The 23,307-nt window shown below is 59.9% G+C and carries 27 protein-coding genes and 1 tRNA gene; 12 read left to right on the top strand and 16 right to left on the bottom strand.

Features of this window, described 5'->3' with window-relative positions:
• Nucleotides 1-5: 5 nt before the first annotated feature.
• A complete protein-coding gene (locus AC244Q_RS08420) occupies nt 6-470 on the bottom strand; it encodes a GNAT family N-acetyltransferase (protein ID WP_017993864.1) in 465 nt (154 codons plus the stop codon).
• Nucleotides 471-527: 57 nt separating this feature from the next.
• Between AC244Q_RS08420 and AC244Q_RS08415 the strand changes: the two genes are divergently transcribed.
• On the top strand, nt 528-1,127 hold the full coding sequence (locus AC244Q_RS08415) for a hypothetical protein (protein ID WP_128405728.1): 600 nt from the start codon (nt 528-530) through the stop codon (nt 1,125-1,127).
• On the opposite strand, the gene AC244Q_RS08410 is transcribed toward AC244Q_RS08415, so the two are convergent.
• Both AC244Q_RS08410 and gatB read right to left on the bottom strand, forming a co-directional pair.
• Nucleotides 1,124-1,624 (bottom strand): GNAT family N-acetyltransferase, encoded by a 501-nt coding sequence (locus AC244Q_RS08410; protein ID WP_017993863.1) that lies wholly within the window; start codon nt 1,622-1,624, stop codon nt 1,124-1,126. The two genes, AC244Q_RS08415 and AC244Q_RS08410, sit on opposite strands and share 4 nt — an antisense overlap.
• A gap of 3 nt (nt 1,625-1,627) precedes the next feature.
• The gene (gatB, locus tag AC244Q_RS08405) at nt 1,628-3,130 is read right to left on the bottom strand and encodes an Asp-tRNA(Asn)/Glu-tRNA(Gln) amidotransferase subunit GatB (RefSeq protein ID WP_012757270.1); all 1,503 of its coding nucleotides are present in this window, start codon (nt 3,128-3,130) and stop codon (nt 1,628-1,630) included.
• A gap of 129 nt (nt 3,131-3,259) precedes the next feature.
• On the opposite strand from gatB, the gene AC244Q_RS08400 reads away from it, so the two are divergent.
• Nucleotides 3,260-3,571, top strand: a complete 312-nt coding sequence (locus AC244Q_RS08400) for a DUF1294 domain-containing protein (protein WP_020486962.1) — start codon at nt 3,260-3,262, stop codon at nt 3,569-3,571.
• 4 nt (nt 3,572-3,575) lie between these two features.
• Here AC244Q_RS08400 and AC244Q_RS08395 read toward each other — a convergent pair whose 3' ends face one another.
• Nucleotides 3,576-4,085: a GNAT family N-acetyltransferase gene (locus AC244Q_RS08395; protein WP_017993861.1), complete on the bottom strand. Its 510-nt coding sequence runs from the start codon at nt 4,083-4,085 to the stop codon at nt 3,576-3,578.
• A 311-nt stretch (nt 4,086-4,396) separates the two neighbouring features.
• Between AC244Q_RS08395 and AC244Q_RS08390 the strand changes: the two genes are divergently transcribed.
• Nucleotides 4,397-4,654, top strand: coding sequence for a YjhX family toxin (locus tag AC244Q_RS08390; RefSeq protein WP_012757267.1), 258 nt, complete (start codon nt 4,397-4,399; stop codon nt 4,652-4,654).
• Between the two features lie 45 nt (nt 4,655-4,699).
• Here the strand turns inward: AC244Q_RS08390 and AC244Q_RS08385 are convergent, their stop codons facing one another.
• From AC244Q_RS08385 to AC244Q_RS08370, 4 genes are all read right to left on the bottom strand, one after another.
• Nucleotides 4,700-4,975 (bottom strand): hypothetical protein, encoded by a 276-nt coding sequence (locus AC244Q_RS08385; protein ID WP_012757266.1) that lies wholly within the window; start codon nt 4,973-4,975, stop codon nt 4,700-4,702.
• Between the two features lie 106 nt (nt 4,976-5,081).
• Nucleotides 5,082-6,563, bottom strand: coding sequence for an Asp-tRNA(Asn)/Glu-tRNA(Gln) amidotransferase subunit GatA (gene gatA, locus AC244Q_RS08380; protein ID WP_017993860.1), 1,482 nt, complete (start codon nt 6,561-6,563; stop codon nt 5,082-5,084).
• A gap of 57 nt (nt 6,564-6,620) precedes the next feature.
• Nucleotides 6,621-6,908 carry an Asp-tRNA(Asn)/Glu-tRNA(Gln) amidotransferase subunit GatC gene (gene gatC / locus AC244Q_RS08375; protein ID WP_003558942.1) on the bottom strand — a complete coding sequence of 96 codons (288 nt, stop codon included), beginning with the start codon at nt 6,906-6,908 and terminating at the stop codon, nt 6,621-6,623.
• Nucleotides 6,909-6,977: 69 nt separating this feature from the next.
• Complete coding sequence (locus AC244Q_RS08370; protein WP_003558941.1) at nt 6,978-7,682, bottom strand: metal-dependent hydrolase; 705 nt, start codon at nt 7,680-7,682, stop codon at nt 6,978-6,980.
• Nucleotides 7,683-7,964: 282 nt separating this feature from the next.
• Between AC244Q_RS08370 and ruvX the strand changes: the two genes are divergently transcribed.
• Nucleotides 7,965-8,459, top strand: coding sequence for a Holliday junction resolvase RuvX (gene ruvX, locus AC244Q_RS08365; RefSeq protein ID WP_012757263.1), 495 nt, complete (start codon nt 7,965-7,967; stop codon nt 8,457-8,459).
• On the opposite strand, the gene AC244Q_RS08360 is transcribed toward ruvX, so the two are convergent.
• From AC244Q_RS08360 to AC244Q_RS08350, 3 genes are all read right to left on the bottom strand, one after another.
• Nucleotides 8,396-8,728 carry a DUF6105 family protein gene (locus AC244Q_RS08360; RefSeq protein WP_003558937.1) on the bottom strand — a complete coding sequence of 111 codons (333 nt, stop codon included), beginning with the start codon at nt 8,726-8,728 and terminating at the stop codon, nt 8,396-8,398. The two genes, ruvX and AC244Q_RS08360, sit on opposite strands and share 64 nt — an antisense overlap.
• A complete protein-coding gene (locus AC244Q_RS08355) occupies nt 8,725-8,907 on the bottom strand; it encodes a hypothetical protein (RefSeq protein WP_017993859.1) in 183 nt (60 codons plus the stop codon). The genes AC244Q_RS08360 and AC244Q_RS08355 overlap by 4 nt, the downstream gene beginning before the upstream one ends.
• 121 nt (nt 8,908-9,028) lie before the next feature.
• On the bottom strand, nt 9,029-9,688 hold the full coding sequence (locus AC244Q_RS08350; RefSeq protein WP_012757261.1) for a TetR/AcrR family transcriptional regulator: 660 nt from the start codon (nt 9,686-9,688) through the stop codon (nt 9,029-9,031).
• Between the two features lie 248 nt (nt 9,689-9,936).
• Here AC244Q_RS08350 and map point away from each other — a divergent pair, with 248 nt between their 5' ends.
• The 6 genes from map to AC244Q_RS08320 all read left to right on the top strand — a co-directional run bounded on the left by map (nt 9,937) and on the right by AC244Q_RS08320 (nt 17,420).
• Entirely contained in the window at nt 9,937-10,773 is an 837-nt protein-coding gene (gene map / locus AC244Q_RS08345; RefSeq protein WP_012757260.1) for a type I methionyl aminopeptidase, read from the top strand.
• A 7-nt stretch (nt 10,774-10,780) separates the two neighbouring features.
• A complete protein-coding gene (radC, locus tag AC244Q_RS08340; protein ID WP_012757259.1) occupies nt 10,781-11,608 on the top strand; it encodes a RadC family protein in 828 nt (275 codons plus the stop codon).
• 201 nt (nt 11,609-11,809) lie between these two features.
• Complete coding sequence (locus AC244Q_RS08335; RefSeq protein WP_017993781.1) at nt 11,810-12,997, top strand: alpha-hydroxy acid oxidase; 1,188 nt, start codon at nt 11,810-11,812, stop codon at nt 12,995-12,997.
• A 218-nt stretch (nt 12,998-13,215) separates the two neighbouring features.
• Entirely contained in the window at nt 13,216-14,622 is a 1,407-nt protein-coding gene (sthA, locus tag AC244Q_RS08330) for a Si-specific NAD(P)(+) transhydrogenase (protein ID WP_026157329.1), read from the top strand.
• Nucleotides 14,623-14,679: 57 nt separating this feature from the next.
• Nucleotides 14,680-15,489 carry an endonuclease/exonuclease/phosphatase family protein gene (locus tag AC244Q_RS08325; protein ID WP_017993779.1) on the top strand — a complete coding sequence of 270 codons (810 nt, stop codon included), beginning with the start codon at nt 14,680-14,682 and terminating at the stop codon, nt 15,487-15,489.
• A 161-nt stretch (nt 15,490-15,650) separates the two neighbouring features.
• Entirely contained in the window at nt 15,651-17,420 is a 1,770-nt protein-coding gene (locus tag AC244Q_RS08320; protein ID WP_012757256.1) for a B12-binding domain-containing radical SAM protein, read from the top strand.
• Between the two features lie 127 nt (nt 17,421-17,547).
• On the opposite strand, the gene AC244Q_RS08315 is transcribed toward AC244Q_RS08320, so the two are convergent.
• The 5 genes from AC244Q_RS08315 to AC244Q_RS08295 form a co-directional block, all read right to left on the bottom strand.
• Nucleotides 17,548-17,973 carry a nuclear transport factor 2 family protein gene (locus tag AC244Q_RS08315; RefSeq protein ID WP_012757255.1) on the bottom strand — a complete coding sequence of 142 codons (426 nt, stop codon included), beginning with the start codon at nt 17,971-17,973 and terminating at the stop codon, nt 17,548-17,550.
• Nucleotides 17,974-18,151: 178 nt separating this feature from the next.
• The gene (tig, locus tag AC244Q_RS08310) at nt 18,152-19,636 is read right to left on the bottom strand and encodes a trigger factor (protein WP_012757254.1); all 1,485 of its coding nucleotides are present in this window, start codon (nt 19,634-19,636) and stop codon (nt 18,152-18,154) included.
• Nucleotides 19,637-19,836: 200 nt separating this feature from the next.
• Nucleotides 19,837-19,921, bottom strand: a tRNA-Leu gene (locus AC244Q_RS08305).
• A gap of 153 nt (nt 19,922-20,074) precedes the next feature.
• Nucleotides 20,075-20,665, bottom strand: coding sequence for a GDYXXLXY domain-containing protein (locus AC244Q_RS08300; RefSeq protein WP_012757253.1), 591 nt, complete (start codon nt 20,663-20,665; stop codon nt 20,075-20,077).
• Nucleotides 20,662-21,765: a DUF2157 domain-containing protein gene (locus tag AC244Q_RS08295; RefSeq protein ID WP_012757252.1), complete on the bottom strand. Its 1,104-nt coding sequence runs from the start codon at nt 21,763-21,765 to the stop codon at nt 20,662-20,664. The genes AC244Q_RS08300 and AC244Q_RS08295 overlap by 4 nt, the downstream gene beginning before the upstream one ends.
• A gap of 871 nt (nt 21,766-22,636) precedes the next feature.
• Between AC244Q_RS08295 and AC244Q_RS08290 the strand changes: the two genes are divergently transcribed.
• Together AC244Q_RS08290 and AC244Q_RS08285 are read left to right on the top strand one after the other, a co-directional pair.
• Nucleotides 22,637-22,783: a DUF1127 domain-containing protein gene (locus AC244Q_RS08290; RefSeq protein ID WP_012757251.1), complete on the top strand. Its 147-nt coding sequence runs from the start codon at nt 22,637-22,639 to the stop codon at nt 22,781-22,783.
• A 294-nt stretch (nt 22,784-23,077) separates the two neighbouring features.
• Nucleotides 23,078-23,221: a DUF1127 domain-containing protein gene (locus AC244Q_RS08285; protein ID WP_003539017.1), complete on the top strand. Its 144-nt coding sequence runs from the start codon at nt 23,078-23,080 to the stop codon at nt 23,219-23,221.
• Nucleotides 23,222-23,307 lie beyond the last annotated feature (86 nt).

Below are 23,307 nucleotides of genomic sequence, written 5' to 3'. Positions count from 1 at the left end.
AAGGGTCATTTCAAAGCCATCTTGAAGCCCAGATGCGAGGGCTTGAAGCCCAGCCTTTCATAGAAACGGTGAGCATCCTTGCGCACTGCATTCGAGGTCAACGCTACTCGCCCGATACCGCGGCCTTTTGCCTCGGCAATGGCGAATTCGATCATCAGTCCGCCGACCCCCTGCCCGCGCATATCGGCGCGCGTCTGCACCGCCTCGATGATCATCGCCGAGGAGCCGCGGCCGGTGAGCGAGGTCGTCACCATCGTCTGGAACGTGCCGACGACCTCGCCGCCGCGCTCTGCGACGTAAAGCGTCTGATCGGGCGAAGCCTCGATGACGGCGAAGGCCCTGACATAATCGGAAAAGGCTTCAGGTTCCGTGGTATCGCCGTGACCGCCGAGTGCGTCGGCCGAAAACATAGCCACCAGCGCAGGGAGGTCGTCCTTGCGAGCTTCACGGATATTCAAATCTTGTGGCATCACACTTTTCTACCTATGTAAAAACCGGACGATGATTGTTGCGGAAGGAAAAGACGGATGTTCTTGAACGATATCCGTGAGGTCGGATACTCCGCTAGGGATATTCGGCTTAGAATTGCACTATCAACACTGGTGATAATTGTCTTCGGCTTCTGGATTTTCGATGGGACTTTGAATTCGCTTTTCCTGTCCCTGCTCTGTGGGCCGCCAATTGCGTACTACCTATTTTGCAATCTTTATGTCCTGATCTTTTCATCCAATAAGACGATCATTGCGATAGGCCCAAATGGCTTCAAAGATCTTCGGCTAATGCAAGAATTAATTCCGTGGCCGGCAGTCGCACGCATCGAGGCTGCGGCACCCACGCTGGCGCAAAGGATTTTGCGAACAATTTTTCTGGTTCTGGGCAACCTGTTGTCCGCATCGCCGGGAACGGACGCAGAAGGCACCGGAGATACAATCGCTGTCTGGTGCCGACCAGACGGCATTCAGGGTCGCAAACCGATGCTCTCACTATTCCATACCGCACGTGCGACGAATGAACTTCGGCAACTGCGCATCGAAACGAGTGGTCTTACCGTCAGCAAGGAGCGACTGATGCAACTGCTCCAGACCTACCACACCCACCACAAGGCACTCAGCGATTCGGGCGTTTAACCCGCCAAGCGCTTCTCCAACACCAATGCCGGAATGCCGGACTGTCCGGCTCCGCTATTCTCATTGCGGCCGATCTCGGTGAAGCCGTGCGTGCGATAGAAGGCGATCGCCGCGGCATTCTGCGGTTCGACTTCGAGGCGCATTATCTCCGCATAGGGAAAGCAGGTTTCGAGCTCGGCGAAGATATCGCGGCCGATACCCTGGCGCTGCAGCGCCGGCCTGACGTAGAGGAGATGCAGCATCACCGTCTTCGTCAATTGCTGCGACATTGCCGCATAACCCATGCCGCCGATATTGCGGCCGTCGTCGGCAACGAGGAATTCGGCATCCTTTCGTACCAGCCGCGTCTTCAGCGCCGCCGGCGAAAAGAGATGGGCGATCAGATCCGCCACCTTTGCTCTGCCATGCAGGCCGTCATAGGTGGCGTGAAAGCTCTCCACTAGCAGGGCGCGCACCTTCTCCAGGTCGCGCTCGCCGGCGGTGCGGACGAAATACACCGCTTACTCCTCGATGCCGAGCTTTGCCTTGACAAGGGCTTGGACAGCCTGTGGATTGGCCTTGCCGCCGGTCGCCTTCATCACCTGGCCGACGAACCAGGCCGCCATGGTCGGCTTCGTCTTGACCTTTTCGACCTGGTCAGGATTGGCGGCGATGATCTCGTCAACGGCCTTTTCAATCGCGCCGGTATCCGTCACCTGCTTCATGCCTCGCGCTTCGACGATCTCGGCCGGATCGCCGCCTTCAGTCAGAACGATCTCGAAGAGATCCTTGGCGATCTTGCCGGAGATGGTTTCGGCCTTGATGAGATCGATGATGGCGCCGAGCTGGGCCGGCGAAACCGGGGTCTGCTCGATGTCCTTGCCGGTGCGGTTCAGCGCGCCGAGCAGATCGTTGATCACCCAGTTGGCGGCCATCTTGCCATCACGGCCTGCGGCGACGGCTTCGTAATAATCGGCGATCGCCTTTTCGGAAACGAGCACCGAGGCGTCGTAGATCGACAGGCCGAGTTCGCGCACGAAGCGCTCTTTCTTGTCGTCGGGCAGCTCCGGCAGATGCACTTCGAGCGCCTTGATGAAGGCATCGTCGAATTCGAGCGGCAGCAGATCCGGATCGGGGAAATAACGATAGTCGTGCGCATCCTCCTTGGAGCGCATCGAACGCGTCTCGCCCTTGCCCGGGTCGAAGAGGCGGGTCTCCTGATCGATCTTGCCGCCTTCTTCCAGAATGCCGATCTGGCGACGGGCTTCATATTCGATCGCCTGACCGATGAAGCGGATGGAGTTGACGTTCTTGATCTCGCAACGCGTGCCGAAATCCTCGCCCGGCCGGCGGACGGAGACGTTGACGTCGGCGCGCATCGAGCCTTCGTCCATGTTGCCGTCGCAGGTACCGAGGTAACGCACGATCGAACGCAGCTTGGTCATATAGGCCTTGGCCTCGTCGGACGAGCGCATGTCGGGCTTCGAGACGATCTCCATCAGCGCGACGCCGGAACGGTTCAGATCGACATAGGACATGGTCGCGTGCTGGTCGTGCATCGACTTGCCGGCATCCTGCTCCAGATGCAGGCGTTCGATGCCGATCTCGATATCTTCGAACTGGCCCTGGCGGTCAGGTCCGAGTGAAATGACGATCTTGCCCTCGCCGACGATCGGATCCTTGAACTGCGAGATCTGATAGCCCTGCGGCAGGTCGGGATAGAAATAGTTCTTGCGATCAAAGAGCGAGCGCTTGTTGATTTGGGCTTTCAGGCCGAGGCCGGTGCGCACGGCCTGCCTGACGCACTCCTCGTTGATGACGGGCAGCATGCCGGGCATGGCGGCGTCGACCAGCGAGACGTTCGAATTCTGCGGCTTGCCAAATTCCGTCGAGGCGCCGGAGAAGAGCTTCGAATTGGACAGCACCTGGGCATGGACTTCCATGCCAACGATGACCTCCCAGTCGCCGGTGGCGCCGGGGATGAAGCGTTTCGGATCAGGCGTGCGGACGTCGACAAGGGTCATCTGATGCTCTTTGCAGGCTGTTCTTTTCCACTGGTGAGGTAAAGGAAATGGCGTGCCGGTGCAAGGCTTTCGCCATCGGCTGCATCGCGGTTTTGCCGTCCGTTAACGCAGCCGCGGTAGGGTTCCCCGATGACGATGACCGATATTATCAAATGGGCCTTGCTGTTTCTGGCGCTGAACCTCTTGGTGTTCTCGATCTATTTCTTCGACAAGCAGGCAGCGCGCCACGGCAGGCGACGTATCAGCGAACGCACGCTTCTCATCCTTGCGCTGATCGGCGGTAGCCTGGGCGCGCTGGCTGCACAGCAGTTGCTGCGGCACAAGACGAGAAAGGAGCCGTTCCGGTCAATCCTGGCGGCGATCCTGATCCTACACGGCGCACTGATTGCTGTGCTGGCCTTCTTGCCGCAATGGAGCCCTCTCCTGCCTCAGCATTTTTGAATCATCAGAATTCCAGCCCATACCCGCCTTGGCCATCCGAAACGAGCTGTTTCGTCAGTCCAACGGAGGGCACGTCTCGGTCGAGCTTCGGATTGTAGGCAACAGAGAGCCAATGGATGCTGTAGCCGTGCTTCCGGAAGAAGCCGATCGCCTCGCTATTGCCGGAATGGGTCTGCATCGCCGCCTTCTCGAGGCCCTGATCAGCGATCTCCTTTTCGATGCGGACGAGAAGGGCCGAACCGAGGCCCTGGCGGGTGAAGGCGGGATCGATCCAGAAATCCGAGATGGTTTCGTCCAATCCCTCGCGCGCCGCCCAGCCTGCGACCTGGCCGTTCTGCTCGACGACGGTGATGGTCAACCAGTCGTTTTCCACGAAGTTCCGGAAGGCGTTGCGCGCTGCATCGATCATCGCGTCCGATTCGCCGATCGACGCCATCGCATTTTGCCAGGCCCTGAGCCCGATCTCGCTCAATAGCTCCGCTTCACCGTCGCGGGCATTGCGAATGTGGATCAACGACACCTCCGCGTTACCCGTCAACTAGACCACTGAGTCGCGGATTTTACCAGTAGCTCCAACGGGATGATCGACCGAAACCGCGGTTTTCGACTGGTTTTGAGAGGCAAGTACGCTCTTGACCGAATTTTCCAGGCTGAATAATAGGTCTTATCGAGGTGTTTTATGTTGAGCCTGCCTGAGACCCGGTAAAGGCCCTGCCCGCAAGTCCGCTTGCGCGCATGGGCCCGAAAAAAACGAAGCCCTGACGTTCGAATGAGCGCCAGATCGTTTTTGTGCGCCCTGCCGGGCGCGATACCGGATCTCAACACATGGACATTTCTCGCACGGAGCAGCGCATCCTGCATCTCATGGCCCAAGGCGGCCGCATCGAAATTACCCGCGACGACGACAGGAAGATCGAGGCGGTCAGTTGCTTCACCCGCGACGGCTGGCTCTATCCCGGCGTCGACCTCGATCTCTTCCGCAGGCTGAAGCGGCTGAGGGCAATCAAGTCCTCAGGCGGCCACCCCTACCGGATCACCGAAAGAGGGCTGAGCTTGGTGAGGTCGCAGTTGAACAACAGGTAATAGCGGCACTCCCGATCGCGTCTCGAACGGGCGCGATCGGGGGTGTCAAGCCTTTGCAGAGAGTTCCGTCCGCATCGCCGACCACTCGTCGGCCATCGTGCCCGTGCCGCGCACCTTGCCGGCGCGGCGATACCAATAATCGGCGTTCCAGTCATCGCCCTCGATGCGATGGCAAAGCGCGTGGCCCCAGTCGAACGGTTGTTCGCCTTCGTGGCGCTGGCAGATGTCGTGGACCGCCTGCCAATCCGCGCCCATGGTGAAACCGCCGGCAGCAAGGCGATCAACGGCCTCGATTAATTGCGCAAGATCATTGCTGGCCATAAAACCTTCTCCTGGTTCCGGCTATCAATCAGTCAACCATGCGGCAAAGCCGACGGCGCCGACGTTTCGTGGTCGGCAGCCGCTATTCCTGGGATCGTTAGATCCGTTACCACCACTTGGCCGGCGTAAACCGGCCGGCTGCCTGCTCGATGACGTGGGCGGTCTTGAAGAGGGTTTCCTCGTCGAAGGGCTTGCCGATCAGCTGCAGGCCGAGCGGCAGTCCCTTATGGTCGAGGCCGGCCGGCACGGCGATGCCGGGCAGGCCCGCCATGTTGACCGTCACCGTGAAGATGTCGTTCAGATACATCTTCACCGGATCGGCGGCGAGGTTCTCATCGGCAACGCCAAAGGCGGACGACGGCGTTGCCGGCGTCAGGATGGCATCGACGCCGGCGTCGAAGGCGAGTTCGAAATCGCGCTTGATCAGCGTGCGGACCTTCTGGGCGCGGATGTAATAGGCATCGTAATAGCCTGCCGACAGCACATAAGTGCCGATCATGATGCGGCGCTTGACCTCCTTGCCGAAGCCCGCGGCACGCGTCTTCTCGTACATGTCGACGATATCCTTGCCGTCGACGCGCAGGCCGTAGCGCACGCCGTCGTAGCGCGCGAGGTTCGAGGATGCCTCGGCGGGGGCGACGATGTAATAGGCCGGAAGGGCGTATTTGGTGTGCGGCAGCGAGATGTCGACGATTTCGGCGCCGGCATCCTTCAGCCAGGTGATGCCCTGGCGCCAGAGGGTCTCGATCTCATCCGGCATGCCGTCGACACGGTATTCGTTCGGGATGCCGATCTTCATGCCCTTCAGCGACTGGCCGAGAGCTGCTTCGTAATCCGGCACCGGAAAATCGACCGATGTCGTGTCCTTTGCGTCGACGCTTGCCATCGACTTCAAAAGGATCGCGGCATCGCGGACGTCGCGGGCGATCGGACCTGCCTGGTCGAGCGAAGAAGCGAAGGCGACGGTGCCCCAGCGCGAGCAACGGCCATAAGTCGGCTTGATGCCGACGGTGCCGGTGAAGGCGGCCGGCTGGCGGATCGAGCCGCCGGTATCCGTCGCCGTGGCGCCGGCGCAAAGATGCGCTGCGACGGCTGCGGCCGAACCGCCCGACGAGCCGCCCGGAACGAGCTGCTGGTTGGAGCCTGCGGCACGCCAGGGATTGATCACCGGGCCGTAATGCGAGGTCTCGTTGGACGAGCCCATGGCGAATTCGTCCATGTTCAGCTTGCCGAGCATGACGGCGCCATCATCCCAGAGGTTCTGCGTCACGGTCGATTCATAACGCGGCTCGAAACCATCGAGAATGTGGCTGCAGGCCTGGGTGTGAACGCCGACGGTGGCGAAGAGATCCTTGATGCCGAGCGGAATGCCTTCGAGTTCGCCGGCCTTGCCGGCAGCGATGCGCTCGTCGGAGTTCTTCGCCATGACGCGGGCGAGATCCGGCGTGACCTTGATATAGGCGTTAAGCCGGCCATTGGCCGCATCGATCGCCGAGATATAGGCTTCGGTCAGTTCGATCGCGGTGATTTCCTTGGCGCGCAGCTTCTGGCGGGCTTCGGCAATGGTCAGGCTGGTGAGTTCGCTCATCGTGTTTTCGCTTCAGATCTGGAAATGGCAACAGGGTCGGAAAGAGGCTTCGAAGCCTTATTCGACGACTTTCGGCACCAGGAAAAAATTATGGTCGGTGACGGGCGCATTGGCGACGATATCGGCTGCCTTGCTGCCGTCGGTCACCTCATCGGTCCGCTTCTTCATCGCCATCGGGGTAACCGACGTCATCGCCTCGACCCCGTCGACATTCACTTCGGAGAGTTGCTCGACGAAGCCAAGGATGCCGTTCAGCTCGCCGACCATGCGATTTGCCTCGTCCTCGGAGACGGCAATACGGGCAAGGCGGGCGACACGCTTCACGGTGGCAAGATCGACGGACATGACATTCTCCGGATAGGATTTTTCCTACCCGCTATAAAGGCCATGTCCGCCTGACGCAACGGGGTTTCGTCAGATCGACAGGCTCTCGGAAGGCCTGATCGCCTTCACATCCGTCTTCGATCCGTCCATGCCGGCAACGAATTTTTCGGCCGTCTGGTCGATGATCGGAAAGGTGCCGTAGTGGCAGGGGATTGCGGTCTTGAAGTTGAAATAGCGCCGGCAGGCAAGGGCTGCTACCGCGCCGCCCATGGTGAAGCGGTCGCCGATCGGCACGAATCCGATATCAGGCTGGTGCAATTCATTGATCAGCGCCATGTCCGAGAAGATGTCGGTATCGCCCATGGCAAGGATCGAAGCTTCGTCGTCGAAATGCAGCATCAGGCCGTTGGCGTTGCCGAGCGCGTGCGAGACACCGTCCTCGGTGATCTGGGCGGAGGAATGCAGCGCATTGGTGAAGGTCGCCGAGAAGCTGCCGAGCGCGATCGTGCCGCCGGTATTGCCCATCTCGATCTTGTCGACGCCCTTGGAGCCGAGCCAGGCGGCGAGATCAGCATTGGCAAGAACGACGGCGCCGGTTTCCTTGGCGAGTGCCACGGTATCGCCGACATGATCGCCATGGCCATGCGTCAACAGGATGTGGGTAATGCCTGCGGAAACATCCTTAATATCCTGGCCGGAGAAAGAGGCGTTATAGCTGAGGAATGGGTCGAGCAGGATCTTCGCCTTTGCTGTCTCGATGCGGAAGGCGGAATGGCCGAGCCAGGTGATCTTCATGAAATGTCTCCTTTATTATGGGATGCAAAGCCGGTTTCGATGCCACATCAAAGAATGAGAGCATGATGTCGTCCGAAAACCGCTCACACTTTTCGGCGTCATGCCCTAAAACGCGTCGCAATCTTTCAGATTCGCTCCAGCATTTTAGATCTTTGTTTTTACGCATGTCGTTATCGCAAAACCGCGGCACACTTTTGCGCGACATGCTTTAAGGACATATCTTATGCGGCCGCAAAGAAAAGCGGCGGCGACTTCAATTTGTTTTGACGGGATGAAATGGCGATGACGGTGTTGACGATCGAGGAAATGGCCGAGACGCTTGTCCCGCGACAGGCGATTGCCGGCCTCGATCTCGGCACCAAGACGATCGGGCTTTCGATGTCCGATCTCGGGCGGCGTTTCGCCACGCCACGCACAGTGATCCGCCGCGTCAAGTTCACCATCGATGCTCAGGCGCTCTTGGACTTCGCACAATCTGAAAAGGTTGCAGGCTTCGTCATCGGCCTGCCGATGAACATGGACGGATCGGCGGGTCCGCGCGTGCAAGCAACGCGCGCCTTCGTGCGCAACATGGAGCAGAAGACGGCGCTGCCCTTCGTCTATTGGGATGAGCGGCTTTCGACGGTTGCGGCTGAACGGACGCTGCTCGAAATGGACGTCTCGCGCGCCAAGCGGGCCGAACGGATCGATTCGGCCGCGGCAAGCTTCATCCTTCAGGGCGCGCTCGACAGGCTTTCCTTGCTGGCAAGGTCAGATGGAGACGAATTCAACGCCTGACGCGCCTTCCACCAGGCGATGATCGACTTGCGCTTCCGCAGACCGATAATGGCGAAGACGACGAGGCTGTCCACCGCAATCGCGCGGGCAACGAGCGGCGGGATGGTCTCCGGCGGAATGCCAAGCGCCTTGCCGTAAAGCTCGAAGGTCAGGTCATGGACCTGCCGGCTCAGCATGAAGATGCCGAAACTCATGTCGTAATAGGAGAGCCAGTACCATCCGCCCAGAAAGACGATGGGGCCGGCCCAGAAGATCAGAAACCACTTCATGCGGCCTCTCCTCCATGCTTGCGCGCCACGGGCAGATCGAGGGAGACCAACCAGACCGACAATGCCATGATGCAAAGCACCAGCGCGGGAATTGCGATATCCAGCGCCAGAACTGCGAAAAACATCATTGCCGTCACCAGAAACGCGACTTTAGCGATTTTGGTTCCCATGGGCGTCACTCGGGGCTTCTACTCATACCATCTCTGCTCACCGCCACACTGTCGGCTTAACCACCCCCACGCAACGTAAACCATTTGTTAAGGTTAACGCGGCGCCCGCCCCCTGTGGATGAGCCAGGTATCAGCCGTAGACGCCGCGGACGATGCGCTTCAGCGCTAGTGCCGCCTTCTCCCAGTCCTTGGGCGTTTTCAGCGACAGGCCGGCGCACTGCCCACCGGCTGCGGCGGCGAGCACGAGATGCTGGATCGCGGCGATGACGATGGCGTTGACGGCTGCTGCATCCACGCCCTTCGGCGGCGCCAGCGAGCCGCGCATGCGCTCTAGCCAGAGAGCAAGCGCCTTCGAACGCGCCTCGGACAACCGCCTCACCTGCTCGGTGTTTTCCGATATCTCCCAGGCGAGGATGCGGCGCATCAGCGGATCGTTTCTCAAGGCATCGAGGAGGAGGAGCGACAGCCGTTCCATCAGGTCCCCATAGGTGAGCAGGAACATGCCGCCGGCGTCTTCCGGAATGCGGTCCTTCACCCATGTGCCGAGATCGGCGCCAATCGCCTCGACCAAGCCGTCGAGGCCGCCATAGTAACGATAGATCAGCTGCTTGTCGCAACCGGCGCGGCGGGCGACCGCGTTGATGCCGAAATTCTGGAAGCCTTCTTCGGCGAGCAGCCCCTTGGCGGCGGCAAGAATTGCGCGCTCGGTGGCGCCGCGATCACGCACGCGCCGTTCCGGCTCGCCGCCGGCCCCGGGTGAATTTTCAAGATTTGCGGCTTCATTCAGCATGATCGACCCTTCCCCGCTGTCACCAATCGGTGAGTAGCGGGGAGGCTTCACGCAATCAATCCTATCCCATTGGGAAGATTGTGGATATTCCAGCCGGACCGTTGATTGTCCGTCGAACGGATGTGGAAAGCTGCAGACTGGACTGATCGGATCTGTCCAGAAATCTCGTCCTGGCAGTTGATCGTGATGGACGAACCCGGCATAGCTGCATTATGAACAAATCTAACAATCTCCGCTAAGGCCCTGCAATGGTGAACTATATCGAAGCCTCTACCGCGCCCCCGAAGAATACGGGCGCCATCCGGCTTTATGACGCTGAAGCATTCGAGGGTATGCGCAGGGCATGTCAGCTGACCGCGCGCTGCCTCGATGCGCTTGCCGACATCGTCAAGCCCGGCCTGTTGACCGATGAGATCGACCGGTTCGTCTTCGATTTCGGCATGGATCACGGCGCCTATCCGGCGACGCTGAACTATCGCGGTTATACCAAATCGACCTGTACCTCGATCAACCACGTCGTCTGCCATGGCATTCCGAACGACAAGCCGCTGCGTGACGGCGATATCGTCAATATCGACGTCACCTTTGTGCTCGACGGCTGGCACGGCGATTCCAGCCGGATGTATCCCGTCGGCGTCGTCAAGCGTGCTGCCGAGCGACTGCTCGAGGTCACCTATGAATCGCTGATGCGCGGCATTGCCGCCGTCAGGCCTGGTGCTCGTACCGGCGCGATCGGCGAGGCGATCCAGACCTATGCCGAAGCCGAGCGCTGTTCGGTGGTGCGCGATTTCTGCGGCCATGGCGTTGGCCGGCTGTTCCACGATTCGCCGAATATCCTGCATTACGGCCGTGCCAATGAAGGGCCGGAGCTGCGCGAAGGCATGATCTTCACCATCGAGCCGATGATCAACCTCGGCCGGCCGCATGTGAAGGTGCTGGCTGACGGCTGGACGGCGGTGACCCGCGACCGCTCGCTGTCGGCGCAGTACGAACATACAGTCGGCGTCACCTCCGATGGCTGCGAGATCTTCACGCTGTCGCCGGGTGGCCTCGACCGCCCCGGTCTGCCTTCCCACAACGGGTGACAATCCGATGGCGAAGGGGCCCGTTTCGATATCCTCCGACGACGAGCTGCCTTTCAAGACGCAAGAGCCGATTGCCGCCGACGAACGTTCGTTCTTTGCAGGTCAGCCGCAAAAGCCGTCCGCGCCGAATTCCAGGACGGCCCTGCCCGCCTCGCTTGCCGGCCAAGAGCATTATCACGGCCATCGCGAGCGGTTGCGTGACCGCTTCCGCGAGCTCGGCGACACTGCGCTTGCCGACTACGAAATCCTCGAGCTCTTGCTTTTCCGCCTGATCCCGCGGCGCGACACAAAGCCGATCGCCAAGGCGCTGATCGAGCGTTTCGGTTCGCTTTCGGGCGTCTTCGGCGCACCACCGACGCTGCTGACGGAAGTCAAAGGTGTCGGCGAGGCCGTGGCGCTCGACCTGAAGCTGATCTCGACTGTCGCCCACCGGACGCTGAAGAGCGAACTCAGGAGCAAACAGGTCCTGTCCTCGTGGTCTTCGGTCATCCAGTATTGCCATGCCGCCATGGCGCATGAGACCCGCGAGCAGTTCCGCATCCTCTTCCTCGACAAGCGCAATGTGCTGATCGCCGATGAGGTGCAGGGCCGCGGTACGGTCGACCATACGCCGGTCTATCCGCGCGAGGTGGTCAAACGCGCGCTCGAGCTTTCGGCGACGGCGCTGATCCTCGTGCACAACCACCCCTCCGGCGATCCCACGCCATCCCGCGCCGACATCGACATGACGAAGGTGATCATCGATGCCGCCAAGGCGCTCGATATCACCGTCCACGACCACGTCATCATCGGCAAGGACGGCCATGTCAGCCTGAAGGGGCTGAAGCTAATCTGAACAAACATTGCGGCTGCTCGCCGACGAGATGCAGAGCCCCGGCTCGTCGACCTGCCCTGGTCCATCCCCGCGAGAAGCCTGAGGCGAGAAGACTGCTGAATGCTGGAGTTGACAGCAGTCGGTGGTGCGGGATTGTATGCAGTCCTGCACCGCTACTCACTGGACAATGCCCGCCCGAAATACCCGAGAAGATGAAGCTCCATGACGATTCGCAGCGGCAACACCGACCGAACGACCCGGCTCTGCCGCGACGTGCTCTGCCTCGATGACTTTGAAATAAAGGCGCGGCGACATCTGCCAAAGCCTCTGTTTGGTTATATCGCAGGCGCGACCGAGACCAATGCGTCGCTGCGGCATAACGCAGAAGCTTTCCAGGCCTATGCCTTCCGGCCTCGTGTCCTTCGGGACGTCTCGAAACGCAGCACCGAGACGAGCCTCTTCGGCAAGACCCATGCCGCGCCATTCGGCATCGCGCCGATGGGTATCAGCGCGCTGATGGCCTATCGAGGTGACATCGTGCTTGCGCAAGGAGCGGATCAATCGGGAATCCCGATGATCATAAGCGGTTCATCACTTATCCCCTTGGAAGAGATAGCTGCAGTTTCGCCGCAAGCATGGTTTCAGGCCTATCTCCCCGGCGAACCCGACCGTATCGATGCTTTGATCGATCGCGTCGGCGCGGCCGGCTTGCGCACGCTTCTGCTGACCGTGGACACAGCCACGCTGCCAAACCGTGAAAACAATGTAAGGGCCGGATTTTCGACACCTCTGCGTCCCGGTCTCCGCCTGGCGTGGCAGGGCATCTCGCACCCGCGCTGGACCACCGGCACATTCCTGCGCACGATCGTCCGGCACGGCATTCCGCATTTTGAAAATTCCTACGCCACAAGAGGCGCGCCGATCATCTCTTCGAATGTGACGCGCGATTTCGGCAGGCGCGACCATCTCAACTGGAACCATCTGGAGCGGATACGCAACAGGTGGTCCGGCAAACTCGTGGTCAAGGGGATCATGCATCCTGACGACGCGGCCCTGGCTGTCGACACCGGAGCGGATGGCGTGATCGTCTCCAATCATGGCGGCCGCCAGCTCGACGGCACCGCATCTCCCCTTCAGGTCCTTCCGGAGATTGCGTCCCGTGTCGGCGACAGCGTTGCCGTCATGGTCGATGGCGGTTTCAGGCGTGGAACGGACATCATGAAGGCCCTCGCACTCGGGGCCTGTTTCGTGTTCGTGGGCAGGCCGTTCCTTTATGCCGCAGCCGTCGCGGGCCTACCGGGTGTGCTCAAGGCGGCCGATATCCTGAAGACGGAACTGCATAGCAATATGGCGTTGCTCGGCGTCACCAAGGTGGGCGATATTTCCGCGGACTACATCACCCATGCATGAAAAGCCGTCGAGCCATCGAGCATGGCAAGCGCCCCTGCCGGTGTTCGTCGGCTAGGACCCATGGCGTAAGCTGTTTCTCGAAGGGCTCACTTGCCCGAAAAAGCACCCGTCAGGACCAATCAGGTGGCCGTAAAACAATCTGTAACATTGACCGGCTAACGATGGACGGGCGACATTTTGCGTCGCAATATGATTCCTTTCCAATCCGGGGCTTGATGATGCTTCAGTACGATCTCGTTGTGGTGGGCAGCGGCCCCGCAGGGCGCCGCGGCGCGATCCAGGCGTCAAAACTCGGCAAGAAAGTGCTTGTCATCGAGCAGGGCAAACGCGTCGGCGGCGTATCCGTGCATACCGGCACCATCCCTTCCAAAACGCTGCGCGAGACTGCGCTTAATCTTTCCGGCTGGCGCGAACGCGGCTTCTACGGCCGGTCTTACCGCGTCAAGGAAGAGATCAGTGCAGATGACCTGCGGCGTCGCCTGCTGATTACGCTCAACCACGAGGTCGAGGTGCTGGAACACCAGTTCGCCCGAAACCGCGTGCAGCATATTCGCGGCAAGGCAAGCTTCATCGATGCGTCGACGCTGCAGGTGATCAAGGATGACGGCGAGACCACGCAGGTCACCGCCGCCAGCGTGCTGCTTGCCGTCGGCACAAAACCGTTCCGTCCCGATTACATGCCCTTCGACGGCAAGACCGTTCTCGACAGCGACGAACTGCTCGACATCCAGGACCTGCCGCGATCGATGGTGGTTATCGGCGCCGGCGTCATCGGCATCGAATATGCGACGATCTTCAGCGCGCTCGACACCGCCGTCACCGTTATCGACCCGAAGGCGACAATGCTCGACTTCATCGACAAGGAAATCATCGAGGATTTTACCTACCAGCTGCGCGACCGCAACATGAAGCTGCTGCTCGGCCAGAAGGCCGACAAGGTGGAGAGGCTCGAAAACGGCAAGGTCGAACTGACGCTCGACAGCGGCCGACGCCTGACGACCGACATGGTGCTTTTCGCCGCCGGCCGCATGGGGGCGACTGATGCGCTGAATCTTCAGGCCATCGGCCTCGAAGCCGACAGCCGCGGCCGTCTCAAGGTCAATCCGGAAACCTTCCAGACATCGGTTGCCAACATCTATGCCGCCGGCGACGTCGTCGGCTTTCCGAGCCTTGCCTCGACCTCGATGGAACAGGGCCGCATCGCCGCCCGCGTCGCGGTCGGCGCGGTCGCCAAGGAGCCGCCGAAATATTTCCCCTATGGCATTTATGCCGTGCCGGAGATTTCGACCTGCGGCCTGACCGAAGAAGAGATGAAGGAGCGCGGTATTCCCTATGAATGCGGCATTGCCCGCTTCCGCGAAACGTCGCGCGGTCATATCATGGGCCTCGACACCGGGCTTCTGAAGCTGATCTTCTCGCTGAAGACCCGCCGCCTGCTCGGCGTGCATATCGTCGGCGAAGGCGCCACCGAGCTGGTGCATATCGGCCAGGCGGTGCTCAACCTCAAAGGCACGGTCGAATATTTCGTCGAGAACACCTTCAACTATCCGACGCTCGCCGAAGCCTACAAGATCGCCGGGCTCGATGCCTGGAACCGGATGGGCGACATCAAGTCGGAACTCTAAAGTCCGTCGCGTCGTCGAGGGATCGGCCTTCTAAGTCCTGCCGCCAAACGGAGCGGAATGACATTGCGCATCATCTCGCTGAACGCATGGGGCGGCAGGCTTCATGAGGCACTGATTGAATATGTGACGACGGCCGATCCCGACGTGCTGTGCCTACAGGAAGTTTTGCGCGCACCCGGCACCCGCTCAGGCTGGTCGGTCTATCGGGACGGCGATGTCGAATTGCCGCAGCGCTTCAATCTCTTTACCGAGATCAGCACCGCCCTGCCCGGCCACGACGGCTTTTTCTGCCCGACCTCGAGAGGCGAGCTTTTCAATGGCGATAGCGCCATTGTCGCCGAATTCGGGCTCGCGACCTTCGTGCGCAAAACGCATTCCGTCATCGCTCAAGGGCTGGACTTCGTGCATGGCCGTTTTTCGGCGGATGGCTGGGGCGAACATCCGCGGCCGCGAAACGCCCATTGCATCCGTCTCTTCAGCCATGAGTGCGCTTCTACCGTAACCATCGCCCACATGCATGGCCTGCGCGATCCCGCAGGCAAGGGCGACACGGCGGCGCGCGACGAGCAGGCAGCAGCACTGGTGAGGCTCATCGAGGGCGTCTGGCCCGGCGACGAAGGGCTCGTCGTCTGCGGCGATTTCAACGTGCTGCCTGATAGCGCGACCTTTGCGATTCTCGCCAGACTTGGGCTTTCCGACCTTGTCACCGGAAGCGGCCTTGTAGACACGCGAACCTCCTACTATCTGAAGCAGGGCCGCTTTGCCGACTACATGCTGGCGACGCCGGGGGTGAAGGTTGCCAAATTCGAGGTGGTCGAGGCGCCCGAAGTCTCCGACCATCGCGCATTGCTGCTCGATATTGGGTAGTATATTGAGGAATGATACACTTCGCGAAGCGTTTGCACGCCGTGCCGTTTTTTTATGCCTTAGTTTGACCTCCCTAAATCGCATTGATGTGTGGTGCCTGATAGATGCCTTCAACGCCATTTTGCCTTCGGGCAAAAGCTTCTAAAGAAAGATAGATACTCTTGTCCCATATCTTGGAAGTTGCGCGCAGACGTTTTCAGCTGATCCTGATCAAGCCGTCGCATTATGACGATGACGGCTACGTCATCCGCTGGTGGCGGGCGATGATTCCGTCCAATTCACTGGCGGCTCTTTACGGCATTGCCGCCGAATGCGCCGAGCGCAAGGTGCTCGGCGACGATACGGCGATCGATATCACCGTGATCGACGAGACCAATACGCGGATCGATGTCGCCGGACTGCTGGCGCAGTTCAAGCGTCACGACAATTTCGGCATGATTTCGCTCGTCGGCGTCCAGACCAACCAATATCCGCGCGCCCTCGATATCGCCCGCCCCTTCCGCGATGCCGGCCTGCCGGTTACGATCGGCGGCTTTCATGTTTCCGGCTGCCTGTCGATGCTGGATGGCAAGGCGGTCGGGCTCGACGCCTGCCGCGATATGGGCATCTCGATGTTTGCCGGCGAGGCCGAGGGCCGGCTCGACATGGTGCTGCGCGATGCCGCCGCCGGCGAGCTGAAGCCGCTCTATAATTTCATGAACGACCTTCCCGGCATCGGCGGCACGCCGGTTCCTTTCCTGCCGAAGGACAATATCCAGCGCACGCTCGGGCTCAGCACCAGCTTCGATGCCGGACGTGGCTGTCCCTATCAGTGCTCGTTCTGCACCATCATCAACGTGCAGGGACGCAAGTCGCGCTTCCGTTCGGCCGACGACGTCGAAAAGCTGGTGCGGATGAACTGGGCGCAGGGCATCCACAAATTCTTCATCACCGACGACAATTTCGCCCGCAACAAGGATTGGGAAGCGATCTTCGACCGGTTGATCGAGCTCAAGGAGCGGGACGGCATTCCGCTCGGCCTGATGATCCAGGTCGACACGCTCTGCCACAAGATCCCTAATTTCATCGAGAAATCCCGGCGCGCCGGCGTCACCCGAGTCTTCATCGGCCTCGAAAACGTCAATCCCGACAATCTGACCGCCGCCAAGAAGAACCAGAACAAGATCACCGAATACCGCAAGATGCTGCTCGCCTGGAAGGCGCAGGGCATCATGACGCTGGCCGGTTATATCCTGGGCTTTCCCGCCGACACGCCGGAATCGATCCGCCGCGACATCGCGATCATCCAGGAAGAGCTGCCGCTCGACGTCATCGAATTCTTCATCCTGACGCCGCTGCCCGGCTCCGAGGACCATCAGGTCCTGTGGAAGAAGGGCGTCGACATGGATGCCGATCTCAACATCTACGATGTCGAGCACGTCTGCACCGCGCATCCGAAGATGAGCAAGCAGGAATGGGAAGACATCTACCACGAGGCCTGGGCGCTCTATTATTCGCCTGATCATATGAAGACGCTGCTACGCCGCGCCGTGGCAACCGGCGTGCCACTCGCAAGGCTCGTCAAGGTTCTCGTCTCCTTCGCCACCACCGTGCCGCTGGAAAACGTGCACCCGCTGCAAAGCGGCCTGCTGCGCCTGAAGACGCCGTCGGAGCGGCGCCCGGACCTGCCGCGCGAGAATCCGCTGGTCTTCTGGCCGCGCTTTGCCTGGGAAACCTTCCGCAAACATGTTTCGCTCGCCGGCACGATCATTGGCCTGACGATTTCGGCATTCCTGATTTCAAGGAATGCAAAGTCGAAGACCTACATGGATCAGGCTCTGACGCCGGTCGCCGACGACGAAGAGGAAACGCTCCACCTCTTCACACAGACCGCCGGCGGCGCCGCAGCCGTGAGCCATGTCAGGAAAGTCGCACAGCTGACAGCGCATTGAGCGGCAATTCTTGCAACGGCGGCTGACGCCCTGTCGCCCGGAAATCATGGATGACTTCAAAGTCGAAGCTTGGAGGCTCCGACTTTCGTTCTGCGCAAAACCGCTGCGCAGTTTTGCGCGACATGCTCTAAGCGATTTGGATAATCTGGCTCGTCTCGGCGACCTGCAGCGTGTCGAGGAATTCGACAATCTTGACTGGCTTCCCGTCCTTGAAATGGATCTTGTCGACGAATTCCGTATGGAAGCTCACGCCCGACGGGATATACCTGACCTCGCCTTCGCGATGCGCAAAAACCACATGGTCGTCCTCGTCCACATGGATTCCGACTGTCCTGATAGCTGACAGATCCCATTCAGTGATAAGCTGCGTTATTGCTTGACGAAAGGCATGGGGCCCGGCTGCTTCAGACGAAAAAGGCCCCAGCCGTGCATTGCCGACAATGCGAAAGGTGCAATCCTCACCAGTCAGCGCCAGCGTGCCCTCGATATCACCGCGGTCACGCACAGCATAGATTTCCTCCACGAGCTTCTTCATATCATGCTTTGCAGTCATTTTAAGGTCCCTCCCACCATCAGCGAAATCTGCATCTAATTATACGCTAATGCAACTATTTGTTGTTCAAGATGACTAAACACAATGGAGTAGGCGGCGAGAATGAAACTGCCCTGGATAAAAGAAAAAGGCCCCGCACGATGGCGAGGCCTTCCAAACTTCTGAACTAAAAAAGCGATTATTCGGCGCTTTCGTCAGCCGCCTTCTTCTTCGGAGCAGCCTTCTTCTTCGGTGCGGCTTCGTCGCCTTCAACGGCGTCAGCTGCTTCGGCCTTGGCGGCAGCCTTCTTCTTCGGTGCGGCCTTCTTGGTTTCGGCCTTGGCTTCGCCCTCTTCCTCGGCGAGCAGCTCTTCCTTGGTCACCTTCTTGTCGGTGACGTCGATTTCGGTCAGCAGGTGATCGATGACCTTCTCTTCGAAGATCGGTGCGCGGATCGAAGCGGCGGCACCCGGCTGGCTGCGGAAGAATTCGAGGATCTGCTTTTCCTGGCCCGGATACTGGCGCAGCTGATCGTAGATGGCGCGCTGCATCTCGTCTTCGCTGACCTCGACGCCGGCCTTTTCACCGATTTCGGAGAGAACGAGGCCGAGGCGAACGCGACGCTCTGCGAGCGTCTTGTATTCCTCGCGAGCCTTCTCTTCGGTCGTGTCTTCGTCCTCGAAGGTCTTGCCAGACTGGGCGAGGTCGTTGTTCACCTGGCTCCAGATGCCGTTATATTCCGCGTCGACGAGCGAGTTCGGGGTCTCGAACTTGTACATCTCGTCGAGCTGGTCGAGGATCTGACGCTTCAGCTTCTGGCGGGTCAGCGAACCGTACTGCGATTCGATCTGGCCACGGACGATTTCCTTAAGGCGGTCAGCGGATTCGATGCCGAGCTTGGAGGCGAGTTCGTCGTTGATCTCGACATCGGCAGGTGCGGCGACTTCCTTGACTGAGACGTCGAAGGTCGCTTCCTTGCCGGCGAGGTTCTTGGCCGGGTAGTCGGCCGGGAAGGTCACGGTGATGGTCTTCTCGGCGCCGGCCTTGATGCCGACCAGCTGGTCTTCGAAGCCCGGAATGAAGCGACCGGAGCCGAGCACCAGTTCGGCGCCCTGGTCGGTGCCGCCCTCGAAGGCTTCACCGTCGACCTTGCCGACGTAATCCATGGTGATGCGGTCGCCGTTCGCGGCCTTGCCGGTCTTGGTCTCGTAGGCGCGGGCGCTTTCGGCGACCTTCAGGACCTGCTCGTTGACTTCGTCGTCCGAGATGTCGATGACTTCGCGCGTGACCTTGATGCCCTTGACCGACTTCAGTTCGATCGGCGGCAGCACTTCATAGGAGAGCGTGAATTCGAAATCCTGCTCGGCGGCGAGGATCTTGTCGGCTTCGTCCTTGTCCTCAGTCATGGCGATTTCCGGCTGCGTGGCCGACTTCTCGCCGCGGCTAGACAGGATGGCGGCCGGTTGCTCGCGGACGATCTCGTTGACGAGGTCGGCCATGATCGACTTGCCGTAGACCTTCTTCAGGTGAGCGGCGGGGACCTTGCCCGGACGGAAACCGTTGATGCGAACCTTGTCCTTCACATCGGCAAGACGCTCATTCATCTTGTCTTGCATGTCCTTGGCCGGGATAACGACCTTGATTTCGCGCTTCAGCCCTTCAGCGAGCGTTTCGATAACCTGCATGTCTTCCTACCTTCATTTCGTGGCGGCCGTGCCCAGACGCCGTTCGTTTCGATGAGCACGACGCCGGCGATCCTGCCGCGCGTGGCTTTTCCCAATTCCATATCATTCCGCCCAAAGCGGAATGGCACTCGCGGGCTATTCGGGACAACTCTCAATTGTTCTGGAACAACCGATTCTTAGTCTCCCGCCTGCAAACAGCTTGGTGCGGGTAGAGAGACTTGAACTCCCACGCCTTGCGGCACCAGAACCTAAATCTGGCGTGTCTACCAATTTCACCATACCCGCGTTCACAAAACCGCATGCCTATGCCTGCGCATGAGGCCTTCCGGAGCGCGGCGTCTCTATATCACCCGATTTGGTCGAGGCAAAGGAAAAATGAACGGCAAATGACAGGGGATTTGCAGCCCCGGAACCGCCCTGCCCCGAAGTGCGACGCGATCAGTAAAGCGGCTCGTCGTAAACCGGCTTGCCGTCAACCAGCAGGCTGCGGATCTGCGCGCTTCCATCAGGCGAGACACGCACTGCGATGGCGACATTGCCGTCATTGCGGGCCTCCTCGATCGGCTTGCCCTGGCCTTCTGGAACGTAGTAACGCTCGATGCCGTATTCGACACGCATGCTGTCGCCGGCGGCAAGTCCGCCACTATAAAATGGCTGGCTGCGCAGGATCACGGTCTCCGGCTGCGGAGGCAGCTCGTGAAAGGACGATTCGGTCACCGTCCAGAAACCGTCCTCCTGCTTCTTCAACCGGACCCATAACACCCGCTCGCCGGCCTCGGCCGGAATGCCGCCGGAAACCGTCTGCACCGGCACCGAGGAAATGTCGTAGTTCAAGACGACATAGTCGCCGCGCAGGAAATCGCGCGGATCGACGGGCGCCGTCTTCAGCAGCACCTCGGCGCCGTCGCTGAGGATCGACGCCCGGCTCTGGATGATCGTGCCGAGGATAAGGGTCTGCAGACCGGCGACGATGATCGCCGAAAGCAGATAGCCCTTGCCGGATTGCAGCCTTGCCATGAACGAGCTCATGCGCGCTCCCCCTGTGCATTCGCCGAAAAACGCCGTTCGAGACGGATGACCATCCAAGCGACAAGCGCCACCACGAGACCGGAGAAGAGGAAGAGGCTCGACGTGCCGAGGATCGAGCCGACGGTGACGGAGGCGAGATAGAGCATCTCCGCGGCAAAGGTCGCGTAGGCGAGATATCGCACCGCGCCATTATCCCTGCCACGCAGGACGATCGCCAGCACGGAAGCGGCAAGCGTCACCACTCCGAGCACCACCAGCCGCCAGCCATCCTCGATCTCGATATGCAGCAGCAGGAAGCCGATTACGGCGACGAGGAAGCTGTAGAAGGCCGGCGCCGCACCGGCGGTTCTGACCAAGGAGGCAATAGGCCTGGGGGGCAAGGCCGTCAGCACGAATGCCGCCATGCCGCCGATTGCAAAGGCAAGCGCCACGGCGATCTCCTCATAAAGAGTATAGAGCCATGCAAGCCAGCCGATCAGCAGCAGGTAGGCCAGGTGGCGGGCCCGCTCGGCGCCGGTATACCGCACCAGCCCGATGACGATCACCGCCATGACGGGCGCCATCCAGGGGGCGAACCCTATCCAGTGCGTGTCGTTATTCTCAAGATAGACGGCGAAGGAGGCCCAGGAGAGGAAGCCGGCGACTACGGTCACGGCGCCCGAACGGAACAGGATCGCCGAGATCGTCGCAATCGCGAACCACAGATACATCACCGTCTGCTCGTCGCCGGAGAGATGATACATCTGCCCGACCAGCGAGATGGCGCCGCCGAAACTCATCGCGCCGATGACGAGCAACCCGCCTGCGGCCGCTGTCGCACCGCGGGCAAGCATCCTGGCGGCGGCGATATGCACTACCCAGATCAGGGCAAGGATGCCACCCACGCGCACGAGGCGCGGAATGGCCTCCCAGTTGGAGGCGACGACAAGCAGGATGGCAGCTGCAAGCAGCACCGCTGCCAGCGCCATCAGCACCCGGCCGAGGCTGAAGCTTGCCGGGCGGCTGTCATATTCGGCGAGTAGCGCACCTGCCGTTTCCTGCCCGAGCAGGCCCTTACCCACCCAGAGTGAGAGATCCCGCTCCAATCTGCCGCGATACATGCTCAACCCCTCGATTTCCGCAACGTCGACTGCGGCGCTGCAGCTCACGCCGTTATAGACGCAGCAAGGGTGTTCGCAAACGCTCTTGCGACAAATATACAAGTTCCTCATTGGTCTAAATAGTATCGAGTGTTAACCGGCCGCTAACGTCATAAGCGCTAATATAAGCTTATGAACGGAGAGGTATGCAATTTTCGCATATCCCCCATGAATTTATTGCACTGCACAATACTCATTAGTCATACTATTGATTAACGCATCGAAGCACGGGGATGGCGCCCCGGCCCGGTATTAGCCGGACGCCCGCGGATGCTTTGTCCGTGACGAGATTCGCAGCTGCGCACTCCTCCTCCCAGCGCGCTGCGATAGACTGACAACACTCCTCCTCCCAGTTGTCAGTCACCATAACACGCCCGCCGGATCCTCCCCCGGCGGGCGTTTTTGTTTAGCCAAAGCTTCATTATAGCCTTGGCAGTGAGAGGATTTTCGTCGCATGGCGCCGTCATGCCACATTGCCGTCACGCCGCCCCACCAGCCTTGCGAAGAGGTGGGCGACGTCCGATCCGAAGCGGCACGCCTCTTTGCACCGAATGGACGCGGAACCGCCGGAGGAAGTAGCGTTTTTCCGCAACGAGGCCGCATTCGCCTCTCCAAATCGAATTGCTTTCTCAAAAGTCATTCTGCCTATTCGTTGACCAAAAAACGGTAAGTTTGCGTCAAATACCCTTTAAGCATTGCATAGCTCGCATAGGTGATCTGAAAACTTGTGTGTTTTAGTCTTTCGCGTCGCAACATATATTCGGGTCATCAAATAGAGGTCAGCGCCGATCGGTGGCTGCTGGCAGATGAAACCCTCGGAAAGGGGCTTAACATGAACTTCTCTCGCTCTTTCAATAACTGGCGCAAGTATCGTCAGACCATCACGGAACTCGGCCGCATGACCAACCGCGAATTGCACGATCTCGGCATCGACCGTTCGGACATCCATCGCGTTGCCCGTGAGGCTTCTTCCCGCTAATTCAAGGCGATCGCTGCTCCTCCCAGGCACGATTGTTCTCGATCGAAACGCCCGCTGTACCCACAGCGGGCGTTTTCTTTTGTCTTAACGGGTTGGCCGCGGCGGTTGCATGTTTTTCCGCATGATTAGCTCGCTCAAAAAATATTCACCGCCTAATTGTCGAGCATCATAGTGCACAATTGCATGGCAGACGCCTTTTATTTGCACTGCACAATCGGACGGATCGCGCCTATATAAACATCAACCGCAGAGAGACAGGCGATCCCGCCGTCCCGCGGACATAGGAAGAAGACAATGAACCCGATCCGCATTGCAAGAAGCTGGCTCAGCTACCGTCGTACGCTCAACGAACTCGGCGGCCTTTCGAACCAGACCCTGTCCGATATCGGCGTCAGCCGTTACGACATCCGGAATATCGCATCCCGCTCGTTCCGCTAATAGCGGGCGCGATGCTTCCAAGACGGCGCCTCAGGGCGCCGTTTTTGATTCCGGGGTGTTGGATCGCACCGGCCGACATGATATCA

The organism is Rhizobium sp. CB2179, from assembly GCF_057653455.1.
The sequence above is the reverse complement of the archived record's forward strand: the minus strand, read 5'-3'. Positions and strand labels throughout refer to the sequence as shown.